Here is a 14,410-nt window from a genome sequence, read left to right on the forward strand (position 1 = left end):
GTCCGGGGGCCGGAAGGGTGCCAAAGAGCGAACGTGAGAAAGGCATCCGGATGTGAGTGCGAGATTGTTCCTTATTCGTCGTGCGCCACAGAGCGGGCATTCGGGCCATCATCAAATATTCGTTCGATGTCATTCAGGCGGTGGCTGATTCTGCGTGCATCGACATTGCCTCGATGTCGAATTAGTTCGAATGCCTGTCGCAATGTCATGCGCGCTTCATCGACATCTCCCGCCGCGAGTCGCACCTCCGCCAGCAGCGTCCGCGCGGCGGTCTCCTCGTCGACGTCATGCGTGCGGGCGGCGACAGCCACCGCTGCTCGCAGCCGGTCCGTCGCGACGGCCAGGCGGCCTTCGGCCAAGTCCGCCCGCCCGAGGCGGCGCAGGGCCTGGACCTCCTGGTGGGCCGTTCCCATGTTCTGTGCGATCTTCAGTGCTTCGAGGAGGTGCCGACCGGATTCCTCGGCACTCCCCAGCCGCCAGTACGCCTCGCCGATCCCGACCAGGGCCTCGGCCTGGCCCTTCCGGTCACCGAGCGACCGGAACTCCGAAAGAGCCGTCCTGAACCTGACAAGGGCCGCCGCGGAATCACCCGCCTCCGTCAGGGATTCGGCCAGAATAGTGCGTACGGTTGCGCGCTCGTGCCGGCTTCCGTCGACTTCCAGAAACGACAGGCATTCCTCGAACGAACGACGGGCTGCAATCAATTCACCCGCCTGCATGTGTAATTCTCCCATGGTGTTGAGCGTCTTGGCGACTGCGTTCTTGTCGGCCGCCTCTCGGAAACCGAATAACGCGGCGCGGAAATGCACGAGCGCCTGAGCGCGTTCCCCGAGGAACAGCATGGCCACCGCTATATTGTTTCGGCTGCGCGCCTTGTCCCAGATGTCGCCCGAGAGTGACTTGATGGCGAGGGATTTCTGCAGCAGGACGACAGCCTTGCGATTCTCGCCGAGATGCCAGTTCAGCGTGCCGAGAACGCGTAGCGCCTCGGCCTCGGCAGGTCCGTCGCCCAGCTCCCGCGCGAGTTCCAGCGCCCGTTCTCCCGCCTCCGCGGCCTCCGCGTAGTCCCCGAGGGTCGAGTCCGCCGCGCAGAGGTCGATGAGGGCACGGCAGAGCGCCGGCTCGTTGTCGTTCGTCCGGTCCCAGTGGGCGACGGCGTGCCGCAGGAGCTTCTTGGCGTCCTGCCAGTAGCACTCCGCCTGAAGGAACCCCGCCAGGGTGCAGGCGAGTTGGGCGGCGAGCGCGGGGTCGCCGTTGCGGCGGACGTGGTCCTCGGTGGCCAGGAGGTTGGCGCGTTCCGCGGTCAGCCAGGACCGTGCGGCCGCGGCGTCCGGCAGAGGCGGCCGAGGCGTCGGCAGGATCGGCGTCGATGAATCCAGTCGTATGCGCCAGGGATATGCCAACCGATCCGCGAGGTCGGCCGTCGTGACGTAGAAATCCGTCAGGCGGGCGACGGCCTGATGGCGGTCCTGCTCGCTGTCCTCCGAGCTGGATAGACCATAGGCATATTCATGCAGCAGGTCGTGGTAGCGATAGCGATCCGGCACGGGCTCCCGGAGTAGGTGACACGCCAGCAGGCCTTCGAGTAATCGCTCCGTCGTGTCCTGCGGCAGACCCAGCAGGGCGGCTGCGGCATCGGCGGTGAAATCGGGTCCGGGATACAGCCCGAGACAGCGGAACGCGGTCCGTTGCTGCGCGGTGAGAGTCCGGTAGGAGAGAGCGAACGCCCGTGTCATCTCCTGTTCCTGATCCGCCGTGCGAATCTCCGCCAGCCGCCCGGGACTTCGGGCGAGGCGCTCGGCGAGGACGCCCAGCGTCCAGGACGTACGGGCCCGGAACCGATGTGCCACCAGTTCGATCGCGAGGGGGAGGTACCCGCACAGACCGACGATCCGCGCGGTCTCCGCGATGTCGCGGGTGCGTTCCTCTCCCGCGAAGCCGCGGAAGAGGGTGATGGCGTCCTCCTTCGACAGGACGTCGAGCGGGACCGACAGCGCCTGGGGGATGCCGGTCAGATGCCGGCGGCTGGCGATGATCGTCAGGGACGGCGAACCGCTCGGCAGCAGCGGGCCGACCTGTTCGGGTCCGGTCGCGTCGTCCAGGATGATGACCATGCGGCGCTCGGCCAGCATGGTCCGCCACAGGGCCGTACGCCCTTCCAGCTCCGCCGGAATGGAGAAGGCCGGCGCACCGAGCAGCCTCAGCAGCGTCGCCAGCGCCGCCCTCGCGGTGAGCGGTTCCTGGGCGGGAGAATGCCCGCGCAGATCGATGTACAGCTGACCGTCCGGGTACCTCTCGGCGAGCAGGTGGGAAGTGGCGATGACCAGCGCAGTCTTTCCTACCCCAGCCATGCCGCTGACCGCTTCCACGGCGACGACCGATCCGCCCTGCGCGCCCTTGTCGACGATCATCGAGGTCAGGGCCCGTAACTCCGACCGACGCCCCACGAGCGGCGGTTGCTGGGGCAGATTCCGGCGCGGCGGCACATCGGGCGGGAGCCCGGCAGGCACGGGCGGCTCAGAGACGGGCGCCGCAGACTCGGGCGCCTCGGGCGCGGGCACTGGAGGAGCACCGGCAGCACCGGTAGCAGCCGCAGCAGCCGCAGCACCACCAGCAGCCGCGAGCGGACCGGCCGTCCGCCCCGTACCACCGCCCCCGTGCGCCAGCTCCCGTGCCGGTGCGCGGGCCAGCACGCCCTGGTGGATCATGTCCAACTCGACGCCGGGGAGTGCCCCGTACTCCGTCATCAGCGACTGCCGGGCCCGCTGGTGGACCCGGAGCGCGTCCGCGTACCGTCCGCCGCCGTAGTACGCGAGCATCAGCTGCCCCAGCAGGGTCTCGTCCCCGGGGTACCGCTCGACCAGCGCGGACAGTTCGCCGATCTGTTCGGCGAAGCGCCCCAGCCTCAGTCCGGCCGCGATGCGTGACGCGCTGGCGCTCAGCCGTGTCTCCGCGAGCGCCCGTCGTACGGTCGCCGCCCAGAACCCGGGCAGCCCCGCCAGTGCCTCGCCCTGCCACAACTCCTCCGCGCGGGAGAGCAGTTCCACCGTCCGTGCGTCACCGTCACCGGTGAACGCCGAATCGACGAAGTGCTGGAAGCGCTGCCGGTCCACGGAGTCACGCGCGGTCCGCAGGGTGTAGGTGTGCGCCCTGCCGACGATGGTCGGTGCGCCCGGCCCCGTACCGGCCGCCCGCAGCCGTCGGCGGATGCGCGAGACGTAGGTGTGCGCGTTCTCGCGTGCGCGTGCGGGAGGGTCGCCGTCCCAGAGCCGGTCCATCAGCTGGCCGATCGCGACAGGACGGCCCACATCAAGAGCGAGCGCGGCCAGTAACACCCGTTCTTTGTCCGATCCGAGGGTCAGCCAGTGCCCGTTCAGCCGCAGCCCCACCGGTCCGAGAATCTGGAATTCCACCAGCGCCCCCGCTGGTCCGTCGGATGGATCACGAGCATGACATCACACGGCGAATATCGCCATACACCGTTGCCATACTTGGCGCGATCCGTTCTTATTCCTGATGGTCATTCCAAGTCGCGCCGGGGTAGGACTCGAAAGGGTTCGCGTCATTGGCAATCGATCTGCGGGGGGCGGATGGATGAGTGATTCGAGTACGGCTTCGCAAGGGCCTCACAGGAATGAGATCGGTGGCGAGGCCAGACTGTACGGTCCCACCGTCCAGGCCCGTGAGGTGCACGGCGGCATTCATGTCCACCCCGCGCCGGCGGCGCCCACGCGGCCCCCGCCCCCGCGCCAACTGCTGCCCGTCCCGGCCCACTTCACCGACCGGGAGCGGGATCTCGCCTCGCTGGACGGCCTTCGCGGCACGGGGTCGCCGCTGATCGTCGTCAGCGGTCCGGCCGGAATCGGCAAGACGACCCTGGTGTCCAAATGGCTCCGTTCGCTGAGCACCGAATTTCCCGACGGGCAGCTGTACGCGGACCTGCGGGGGCACTCGGCGGGCGAGCCGGTGGGGCCCGCGGAGGTCCTCGGCCAGTTCCTCCGGGCGCTGGGCTCCGGACCACCGTCCACGGACGCGGTCGAACTGGCCTCCACGTGGCGGTCCCTCACCGCCGACCGGCGGATAGCGATCATGCTGGACAACTCGTTCACGGCCGCCCAGATCCGGCCCTTGCTGCTCGGCGGGCCGGGCGGCCTCGTCGTCGTCACCAGCCGCCGCAGGCTGACCGGCCTGCGCATGCAGGGAGCGGGCTTTCATCAGCTCGACGCGCTCGGTACGGCCGCCGGTGTCGAACTGCTCACCCGTGGGATCGGCGCGGACCGCGTGGCGGGCGAACTCTCCTCGGTCCACCGGCTCGTGGCCCTCTGCGCGGGCCTCCCGCTCGCCGTCTGCCTGGCGTCCGCCCGGCTCGCGACCCGGCCGAGACAGTCGGTGGGGGCGCTTGCCGACGCCCTCGCCAGGAACGCGGGCGGTGGCCGGCTGGCCGCGCTCGAAGTGGAAGGGGAGACCTCAGTGCGCAAAGCTCTGGACGCGTCGTACGCGGTGCTGAGCCGCGATGCCGCGCGCCTGTACAGGACGCTCGGTCTGCTGCCCGTGCGTACCTTCGACGCGATGACCGCCGCCGCGTCCTGCGGTGAGTCGCTGGACTGGGCGGAGCGCCGGCTCGACGAGCTGGTCGAGGCGAATCTCGTGGAGGACGTCGGCCCGGAGAGCTGCCGCTTCCACGACCTCTTACGGATCCACGCGCACGACCGCGCCCTGGAGGACGACACGAGCGCCGCCCGCGAGGAGGCGCTGCGGCGATTCTGCGACTGGAGCCTGCACACGGCGACGGCGGCGCAGGAACGACTGACGCCGGTGCAGTTCACGCTCCCCAGAACCTACGTTCACCGGCCGGATCTCCCGCTGCCGTTCGCCGACGACGTCGCCGCGCTCGACTGGCTCGACTCCCATCGGACGCAGCTGCTGAGTGCCGTACGACTCGCGGCGGACAGCGGCTGGTACGACACGAGTTGGATGCTCGTGGACGCCCTGTGGCCGCTCTTCCTACGGCTGCGCCACTACGCCGACTGGATCGAGGCCCACAAGATCGGCCTGGAGGCAGCCCGACAGGCCGGGAACAAGACGGCCGAGCGCCAGATGCTCAACTCCGGGGCCATCGGCCTGGGCGCCGCCGGCCGCACCGAGGAGGCCACCACCTGGTACCGGGACTCCCTGCGGGCCGCGCGCGAGGCCGGTGACGTACGGGACGAGGGCCAGGCGCTGCTGGGCCTCGGCGCGTGCCACCGCGAGGCCGGGCGGACCGCCGACGCCGTGACCTACCTGAACCAGGCGATATCCGTGTGGGAGGGCTGCGGTTACCCGCGAGGCGCGGCGCTCGCCCGTACCACCCTCGGCGAGATCGCACTCGCGACGGGCGCCCCGGACGAGGCGGTCGACTGCTTCACCCGCGCCCATGCCGCGATGGTGGCGGTGAACGACCCGCACGACGCCGCGCGGGCCCTGGCCCTGCTGGGGCGCGCCGGTGTCGTGGCGGGCGCGTACGCGGAGGGTGTGGCCAGGATGAACGAGGCTCTGGCGGTCTTCACCGGGTCCGGAGCGGCCTTCTGGCAGGCGCGCACCCTGGAGATGCTGGGCGAGAGCGCCGCGGAGCACGGGGACGCGACGGCGGCGGAGGATTTCCTCGCGCGGGCCCTCGCCCTGTTCGAGACCACGAGCCCCGCCGACGCGCTCCGGCTCGGCGGGGGCGTCGGCGGGGGCGGGTGATCCGGCAAGGTGGGACCGTGGGACCGGGCCGTGGTCGACGGCCCGGTCCCGGTGGGTGAGGGGTGCCTGTGCCGCTCAGCCGGAGGGTGCGTCGTGGGCGTACGGCCATTCCCGCAGCGAGCGCCCCGCCACCAGCCAGGCGTGCAGGCACGACGGCAGCAACGACGGCTCCGCGGTCGGCTGATACGGCCGGTAGGGGCCGTACGGGACGAGGATCACGGACCGGTCGGAGCCGCCGGCCAGGGCCCAGCCGCCCGCGCCTCCGCCTCTGCCTCCGCCTCCGGCACCGGTCACGGGCACCGCGGCGATCCCGCACGCCGGGTGGGCCGAGGTGAGCTGCGCCAACCGGCGCAGTGCGTCGGCGACCGAGTGGGCCCGGCTGCCCTGGAGTACGTCCGCGCAGTCCAGCAGGGAGCCGTCCCGGCAGGCGTCCACGTCCACGACGAGGTGTTCGTCAATGACCGATGGGCTGTGGACACGGTCCGCAGGGCTCAGCCGCACGCTGAACGACGCGTCGGCGCAACGGGCGCGCAGCACATCCGGAAAGGGGCTCGCCTCGACCACGACGAAGCGCTTCATGCCGACGCCTCCCCGCGTCCCGGCGCCCACGCGGCCGACGGAAGCGGCTCCGGCTCCGGCAGCGGGACGGTCACCGGCTCGTGCGCGGGCTGGCCCATCCCCAGGATCGCGTACATCAGCCTGCGCATGTTCCGGTTGAACCGGCCGGGCTCCGAGGTGATGCGCGACCTGATCGAGGCCTGCTCCTCCGGCCGGTACTCCCGTGCCACGTAGTCGAGTTGGTCCAGTAAGGGGTGGGTGGGGGACAGCGTCGGCGTGCGGGCGGCGAGGGTCGCGGCGGGCGACGAGGGATTGATCTCCCGCTCCGGTGAGGTGGCCAGCAGCATCGGCGCCCCGGTGAGCGTGCCGTAGAGCGTCACCGAGCCGTGATCACCGATGATCCAGTCCGCCGCGATCAGGACGCTGCGCCAGTCCGCCTCGGGCGGCACGACCGCGATTCCCAGTTGACCGCACCGCGCCAGCCACGACCTGACCTGATAAGCGCCGTGCCCGGCCCACACATTGGGGTGGACGAGCAGTGCCGTACGGTAGCGCGCCGCCGGCAGCTCGCCGATCAGCCGGGGCAGCAGCGCGTCGAACCGGCCGAAGGACGACTGCGCTCCCCAGGTCGAGACCGCGACGACGAGTTTCTGTCCTTCGGCGAGCCCGAGCGCGCGGCGGTACGCGGCACGCAGCGGCAGGCTGGCGGTGATCCGGTCGTGAACGGGATCGCCGATCACGTGTGCCAGCGGGAGCGCCTCCGGGCAGTCGCGCGCCAGCTCGCTCAGCTCGGCGTGGTGCGGCACGACCACGGCGGCCGGCAGCCGCCCACCGGGCAGGAGATCCTGCCTGCGCAGCCCTGCCACGCCCGCGTTCGCACCGCCGATCACCCGCTTCAGGTAGTTGGCCCCGTGCGGCAGCGTGATCAGCGGCGCGTCTATGTACTGCACGCCGCGCGGCCCGGCGGCGAGCGCGAGATCGAAGGTCATGCGGGTCGCCTGGTCCCACGGCAGCACCACGCTCCCCAGCCTCGCGAGGAAGGCGGGCACGTCGTCGCCGAAGGCGTGCGGCGGTGCCGTGAAGACGACCTGGAGCCGGAAGTCGGCCTCCAGCAGGGAAAGGACGTCGAGCAGTCGTTTCCCGTACGTCACTGTGTGGATGACGGCGAGCACCTTCTTGCGCCCCACCAGGGTCAGCCACTGCCGTGACTCGGCCACGTCCGTCTCGATGGTGCCTGTTTCGAACCTGTTCGCCTCGGTCGTACTCGGTCCGGTCGTGCTCGATCCCGTCGTACTCAACGCCGTCATGGCGTCCCCCCTGTTGACTTCTCTCCGAGTGACACGAACTGCTTCTGTCAACGGGATGCCCGGCAGGGGGGACGGAAGGCTCGACGGACCCTTGCGAGAACCTTGCAGCGTTCTGCGTGGCAGCCGACAGCGCTGTGGGCGCTGTCTTCGAGGGGCGGTCGCGGCGCACGTGCCGTGGTTCACACTCGTACGGCGGCTGCGGGACCGGTCCCCGCACAGGACACGTGCCTGGCAGCGCCGTTACCGGTCTTGCGTACCCACCGTGGAGGCGCTGTTCCGTAGCGCGTCCATCACCGCCCCGGCCGCCCCGCTCATGCGCCGCTTGCGGAGGTCCAGGACGGGAGCCGGGTTCGACAGGCCCCGGGATGCCAGCAGGTTCATCAGGGCCCAGATCACCTCAGGGATCACCTCAGGGCCTCCCGTGACGGGGAGTTCCCGGCCGTCGGGGGTGATGACCGTGGCCGTGGTGGTGCCGGCGAGGAGGCCCGTGCGGGCCCAGTCGACGACGAACGACCGGCCGTTCGGAGCGGCGTACAGGACCACCGTCCGGGTGCGGTGCAGGACGGCGAGGTAGCTCATCGGCACTGTCAGCCGCCGGGCGGCGTCGAACGGGGGTGTGCCGTCGGCGGGATGGACGCGAAGCACCGTGTCGAGGACCGGCCCGTGGTGCTGGAAGGTGTGGGTGGCGGTCATCTGCAGGAACCGGGCCCGCACCAGCACACCCCCGCGGCGCGACCACCGGCGGCTGACGGAACCGAACCCCGCCGCCTCACCCGGAAGGCTGTCCACGAGCCACCGGGACTCCTCGCCCGGCTCGGTCACCGGCGCCCGGTCCTCGGGGGCGGCGCGGGCCTGTTCGGCCACTGCGGTGTAGCGCGCCGCGACGGCCGGGTCCAGGCGGCGCAGATCGATCGTGTCGCCGGCCATCTCGATGCCCCCGGCCTCCCGGGAGATCCGCATCTGGCGCAACTGGCGCACGGGGTGCCGGGTCACCTGGGTCACCCGGCCGTCGAGGTCGATCACTCGGCAGGTTCTCGTGCCCGCCAGCAGGGCGCTGCGCGGCCAGAGGGGGGTGATCCGTCCGGGGACCCGCGGATCGGCCGGGTCGGCAGGACGGCCCGGATCGATCAGCACGGCCAGCCGGCCCGCGGTGACCGCCGACAGGCACAAGGACGGCACCCGCCACCGGACCGTGACGTCGAACGGCCCGGAGGCCCCGGTCTCTTCGCCGTCGCGCACGTGCAGCCGCATCCTGATCAACGGTGTGAACTCGTCGGGGGCCAGGTTGCCGCCGTAGGTGGTGAAGGTCCCACCGCCCTCGGGGTCGTAGCGTACGAGCGACGCCTCCAGGACGTCCGCCCGCACCACTCGCGCCTGTGCCGAGCCCCGTTCCGACCGGGGGGCCCACAGCACGAAGGTGTCGTCCCCGTACGAGACGCTTCGGTCCTTCAGCTGGTCCCCGCGCGTGATCCGGGGGAATGCCTGGCGCGTGAACCGGAGGGTCAGCGGAGGGATCGCGGCCGAGCCGGCCCCTCCGATGGCGAACGCGATCCAAGCCCAGTCGTCGCCCGCACGCCAGGCGCCGTATCCCACGAGGAGGGCGAGCGGCACCGGAAAACAGACGATCACGGCGCAGCCGAGGTTGCCGATCACCACACGCCCGTAGCTGCGCATGGCCCCCCTCAGGTCAGTGCCGGTGCCTCGCGGAACGAAGCGTGGCGGGGGATACCCGCGGCCCCATCGTCCCGGCGCCGTGCCCCCGGCACCACCCTTCCGGGAGAACTGGTCCACTCCCGGACCGGCCGGTGTGCTGACACGCACGCGATCGAAGCCCTGCGGGAAGCTGTACAGTCCCGGTCATCCGCCGGACAGGGCCTCCTGGTCGTCGAGGGCCGCGCGCAGGCGCGCGACGTTGGCCCCGATACCGGCGGCCCCGGTAGAGGTCGCTGCCCACACTGGCCGTGAAGGCGCCCGCCGTCAGCCAGTCGACGGCGTTGGCCACCGTCACCCCGCCGGTGGACGGTTGACGGTTGCAGGCGATGGCCGCGCGAGTGCTGCCCGAGGACTCCGTCGTACTGGGGGCAGTGCTGCGGACGTTGCAGCAACGACTGGGCCGGACCGTTCATCTCGCGGTCCTTCAACGGTGACCACTCGTCGAGTTCGGAGTACCGCCCACGGCGGGCGGCGGCAAGGCGTTCGGGGACCTGGAAGGACGCCGTCCGGAACCCATCGCGGACACAAGCAGCGACAGGCGGGGGCCGAAGCGGCCATGCGCGCGGGCTGATCGCGACGTCCTTGTCGTGCTGGGCGGTCTCCGCGGCGGGGACGGCCGCGCTCCCGCCACTACATCTCAGGGGCCACCCGTCGCCTCGGGGACATACCGCCGGATCACCACCATCCCGGCCCCCGCCCCGAATCCACAAGGTCATGTCCCTGCCCCGCCCCTTAGGCTGCTGCCGTTGGCCAATGCAGCAAAGTGGGGGAGCGGGCCGATGAATGATGTGACGGATGTCTTCCAGCCGCTTCAGGCGGCCGACCCGTCCATGGTGGCGGGCTACCGGCTCGCCGCCCGGCTGGGGGCGGGAGGCATGGGCCGGGTCTACCTCTCGCACACCCCGGGCGGCCGGCCCGTGGCGATCAAGGTCGTGCGGCCGGAACTGGCGGACGATCCGGACTTCCGGCGGCGGTTCGGCCGGGAGATCAGGGCGGCCCAGCGGGTCCGAGGGGCGTACACCGCCGAGTTGATCGACGCCGACGCGGATGGCGTCCCGCCCTGGCTGGCCACGTTGTACGTACCCGGGCCGTCCCTGTCGGAGGCCGTGGCCCGCCGCGGTCCGCTGTCGGTGACCGCCGTGCTGTGGCTGATGGCGGGGATGGCCGAGGCGTTGCAGGCCATCCATGCCGAGGGCATCGTGCACCGGGACCTCAAGCCGGCGAACGTGCTGCTGGCCGCAGACGGGCCGCGCGTGATCGACTTCGGCATCGCGCTGGCCGCCGACGGAACTTCGTACACGGCGACGGGACAAACGGTCGGCACGCCCGCGTACATGGCCCCGGAGCAGGCGTCCGGCCAAGAGGTCACGGCGGCGACCGATGTCTTCGCCCTTGCCCAGACGGCGGCGTTCGCGGCGCTGGGCAGGCCGCTCTACGGCGACGGCCCAGGTGTCTACGTGCTGTACCGGATTGTGCACTCCGAACCCGAACTGTCCCTGTTGCCCGAACCCTTGCGGCCCCTGTTCGCCCGTTGCCTGGCCGCCGATCCGGCGGAGCGGGCCACTCCGGCGGAGGTCGTGGAGTGGTGTCGGCAGCGGCTGGGAGCGGAGGCCGACGCGGGCGGGGCGCCGGCCGTGTGGCGGGAGGTCAGCGGTCCTGAGGTCGTGGTCCCGCCACCGGTGCCCGACCCCACCCCGGCGCAGCCGCAGCCGCTGATCGCGTATCCGCAATCCCCGACCGGGGTGCTGCGGCCGATGCGGGCGGAGGGGGAGGTTCGCAGGCGGCGCGCCGCGCGGATCATGGTCGTCGGTTTGGCGGGCGGCGCGCTACTGCTGACGGCCCTGGCCTGGCGCGTCATGGACGCGAGGAGCCGGGGCGATCACCGGGACACGGCCGGCCCGTCGGTGTCCGCCACGGGACCGGCCGCACGGTCGCCGGATTCCACACGGCGGTCCTCGCCGGACTCCTCCGACTCCTCCGACTCCTCAGGCTCCTCGGACTCGGGCGCCGGTGGCCTTGAGGCCGGGACTTCATCGTCGTCGTCGGCCTCGCCCCGGGAGCCGAGGCCCGAGCCGTACACCCTGGTAACGCTGGACGCGAAGAACTCGGTGAACCTCAAAGACCCGGACGCGGAGGCGAAGGGCCGCACGGGGGACATCCGTTTCGGCTGCCAGTCGGCCGGTTGCCAACTGGATAGCGACACGAGCGTGTTCGTCCCCCTGTACGGCAAGCTGGGCGGCACCGTCGAGGAGTGCCGCCGGCTGCTCAAGCACGGAAAGAACCACCGCGTCCTGCTCGCCGGCTCGGCGAACGGCAGCGAAATCTGCATCAAGGGCCCCACGGGGGACATCGCGCTGTTCGTGATCACGACGAAGTCGACCGCGGTACCTGAAATGGCCTTCCTCCAGGGCGACCTGACGATCTGGCGGGGAGCGGCCTAGGCAGGTGCCCGATCGACCCCGTCCACCAGCGGGCGCGGGAAGCCGGGAGGTGCGTGGAGAACGGCAGAGCCCGGGCCAGTGGCCCGGGGCTCTGCCGTTGGAGCGGGTGACGAGACAGAGACCTCCGCCCTTCGAAGTGCGCGGAGCCCGTGTCCTAGTTGCGGAGCTGGTTGTAGGCGCCGTAGGCCATCGCGTACTGGCCCCACCTGTTCGGGTGCGCCGGTGCGAGCTTCGTTTCGAGGGGCTCGATCCACCGGTCTGTTTCGTTCTGGCACATGTCATGGCCGGTGGTCATCGTGTACGTGTCGGCGTACTCCACGCCGGCGCTCCTGGCCCGGTCGGCGAGGGCCTGGTTGAGCTTCTTGTTCACATCGCGGAGGTACGGCACGTCGCCGTCCGCGAACGGGACGCCGGGACGGCAGGCCTTGCCGTCAGCCGGAACGAGCGACGGATAACCGACCACCAGGACCCGGGCCTTGGGCGCGAGGGCGTGTATGTACTGAAGGGTAACCGTGAGCTTTGCCGCCGCGGAGTTGATGCGAGTGGTGATGGCATCGCTGCCGGACGCGTTGTAGTGCGTCTTGCAGGGGCTGCCGGTCGGATCGCTGAAGCTGCCGACGACGCAGTTGGTGATGATCTCGGTGAACCCGATGTCATTGCCCCCGATGGTCAGCGTGACCAGATCGGTGTCGGTCGACAGGGCGCTGAGCTGGGCCGGGTTGGCGCCCTGAGCCTTGGCCATCTCGGCCGTGGTGGCACCACTGCAGGTGACGTTCTTGAAGGACTTCGCCTTCACCGCCCCGGCAATCACCGCGGGGTAACTCTCTCTGGTGCGGTCGCAGCCGGCGTCATCCACCAAGCTGAGACCAGCACCGGAGGCGTACGAGTCGCCGAGCGCCACGTAGTTGTCGTACGTCGGCTGGGCCGACTCGGCAGCAGAGGCAGCCGGAGCCATGAAGCCACCGATGAGCCCGACAGTGGTGCCGAGCGCCGCCGCGGCCAGTGACGCGGTGCGGACAGTGCTGCGGAAAGTGCGTGCGAGTTGAGTCATTGCGCCTTCAGGGAGAGGGAGTTGCCGGTCTACGGCATCGACTATGAAGGGATTCGGATGCCCCGGGTTCCCTGTCGGACACACCAGTTCCGCTCGGCCTCAGTTCGTCTCGGCCAGTCCGGGTCCGGGGCAGGAGGCAAGCGGTCCACCTGTTCCCTCGGCGCGGCGAAATGGGCGCTGTCATGGGGTTGGGCCACTTGGGGTGGCTGGCTCCGGCGAGAGAAGTCCTTACCGCGCGAGGCGTGGAAACCAGCCGGTGTCAGCTCGCCCGCTTCAGCGACTCGTTGCGAAGAGCTCGTAACACGATCTTGTCGAGCTGCCCTGGTGGGGCGTTGACGGTGTGCCGATCCGGCCGCTCGTGAGGGTGTGGGTACTCGACCGCAGGTCGTGGATGACGAGTTGTGGGCGGCGATCGAGCCGCTGTTGCCGCTGCTGCCGCCTTGGCCGGAGCGGTCGCCAGGGCCGGTGTCGGTGTCGGACCGGTTCTTGGGGGACCCGACCCGTCACGCAGACCCTCGCCCTGGCCGCTGGGATCCCGTAAGCGACGGTGCACATCGGTGAGGTTCATGCAGCGCCGGATCAGGGTGCGCAGGGCCCGACCGGAGAGGGGCCGCCGCGGATCGCTCGGTCGGGTCGCGGGAATCTGGCCCAGGGCGATGGGATGACAAGCGCAGCGCGATTCCCGGGACCAAGGCACCTCTTGCCTGTTTTTCCCATTCTGCTAAATTTGCGCGCATTCCATTTTGTGACCGACTTGATTGTCGAAAAAAACACCGCTGAAGTCAGTGAGCGGTCTCGTGATTCGTGTAGCACCTCCGTGTGCTTGCCGCTATTTACCTGCGGCGCGGGGAGGGCTCTTCTCCTGTTCTCTCAGGAGGAATTGAGTGAGGTCTGGGTGATCGTTTTCGTGGTAGAGTTTCAATGAATTTGCAGAGCGCCACGAAAAAAGGGGAACGACGTGAATACCGAGAAGGTCACGGCTCGACGGCTTACGGCCGAAGAGGTTTCGGAGTTGGGTCTCCAGGACGGAATCTTCGTCTCGGCGGGTATGGATGGACTCTCTCTCGACTGTTACGCTCCGGCTTTCCTTACGGAGCCGGGTAAGAATTTCGAGGGCGGGTCCTTTGTCGCGAAGACAATCTTTGGTGAGGAGGTCCACGTTCTTCCGGGAAACGCCGAAGAGCGCGGGGTCTGGGTTGCCGACAAGGCAGGGGAGGAAATCGAGGTTCTTCAGAGTGCCGGCGTCCTCCTGAATCTCGCCCTCTTCGTACCCGACGGGAACCAGGAGTCTCTGGACTCGCTCTACTCCGCCGCCCGGGAGGCCTTCGGCGCGGGGATCGTTCAGCGCTGGAGCGAAGAAGTCGCCGTGGTGCCTGATGTCAAGGTCGACCTCTTCGAGGAGCCGGCCAAGGCGCGGAAGAACACGAGCAGCCAGCTCCGTGACCGCCGCGCCTTGGATATCTACCCGACCCGAGTGCGGTTCCTGAAGCCCAGCGATGGCTGGAAGTTCATTGTCGAACCACACAAGGAGGTCGTCGATGACACACCGACGATCTGATCGGATGGCACGTTAGTCTCGATCTTTCGCGGTAGCCCGTCAGCTTGCTGACGGGCTC

The 14,410-nt window shown here is 70.0% G+C and carries 8 protein-coding genes; 3 read left to right on the forward strand and 5 right to left on the reverse strand.

All coding sequences use genetic code 11. The features are described from left to right. Positions 1 to 71: 71 nt before the first annotated feature. The gene (locus ACZ6S6_RS18715; protein ID WP_469706262.1) at positions 72 to 3,413 is read right to left on the reverse strand and encodes an AfsR/SARP family transcriptional regulator; all 3,342 of its coding nucleotides are present in this window, start codon (positions 3,411 to 3,413) and stop codon (positions 72 to 74) included. A 274-nt stretch (positions 3,414 to 3,687) separates the two neighbouring features. On the opposite strand from ACZ6S6_RS18715, the gene ACZ6S6_RS18720 reads away from it, so the two are divergent. Then, positions 3,688 to 5,724, forward strand: a complete 2,037-nt coding sequence (locus tag ACZ6S6_RS18720; protein ID WP_469706263.1) for a tetratricopeptide repeat protein — start codon at positions 3,688 to 3,690, stop codon at positions 5,722 to 5,724. Between the two features lie 75 nt (positions 5,725 to 5,799). On the opposite strand, the gene ACZ6S6_RS18725 is transcribed toward ACZ6S6_RS18720, so the two are convergent. The 3 genes from ACZ6S6_RS18725 to ACZ6S6_RS18735 form a co-directional block, all read right to left on the reverse strand. Next, positions 5,800 to 6,303 carry a hypothetical protein gene (locus ACZ6S6_RS18725; RefSeq protein ID WP_469706264.1) on the reverse strand — a complete coding sequence of 168 codons (504 nt, stop codon included), beginning with the start codon at positions 6,301 to 6,303 and terminating at the stop codon, positions 5,800 to 5,802. Continuing rightward, the gene (locus ACZ6S6_RS18730; protein WP_362958525.1) at positions 6,300 to 7,469 is read right to left on the reverse strand and encodes a hypothetical protein; all 1,170 of its coding nucleotides are present in this window, start codon (positions 7,467 to 7,469) and stop codon (positions 6,300 to 6,302) included. Before ACZ6S6_RS18730 ends, ACZ6S6_RS18725 begins: the two co-directional genes overlap by 4 nt. A 360-nt stretch (positions 7,470 to 7,829) precedes the next feature. Beyond that, positions 7,830 to 9,263, reverse strand: a complete 1,434-nt coding sequence (locus ACZ6S6_RS18735; RefSeq protein ID WP_469706265.1) for a hypothetical protein — start codon at positions 9,261 to 9,263, stop codon at positions 7,830 to 7,832. An 818-nt stretch (positions 9,264 to 10,081) separates the two neighbouring features. On the opposite strand from ACZ6S6_RS18735, the gene ACZ6S6_RS18740 reads away from it, so the two are divergent. Next, a complete protein-coding gene (locus ACZ6S6_RS18740; protein WP_469706266.1) occupies positions 10,082 to 11,743 on the forward strand; it encodes a serine/threonine-protein kinase in 1,662 nt (553 codons plus the stop codon). A gap of 154 nt (positions 11,744 to 11,897) precedes the next feature. On the opposite strand, the gene ACZ6S6_RS18745 is transcribed toward ACZ6S6_RS18740, so the two are convergent. Further along, on the reverse strand, positions 11,898 to 12,794 hold the full coding sequence (locus ACZ6S6_RS18745; protein ID WP_469706267.1) for an SGNH/GDSL hydrolase family protein: 897 nt from the start codon (positions 12,792 to 12,794) through the stop codon (positions 11,898 to 11,900). Between the two features lie 958 nt (positions 12,795 to 13,752). Between ACZ6S6_RS18745 and ACZ6S6_RS18750 the strand changes: the two genes are divergently transcribed. Further along, on the forward strand, positions 13,753 to 14,352 hold the full coding sequence (locus tag ACZ6S6_RS18750; RefSeq protein ID WP_362958454.1) for a hypothetical protein: 600 nt from the start codon (positions 13,753 to 13,755) through the stop codon (positions 14,350 to 14,352). The last annotated feature ends 58 nt before the right edge of the window (positions 14,353 to 14,410 follow it).

Source organism: Streptomyces sp. NPDC048671, assembly GCF_055587045.1.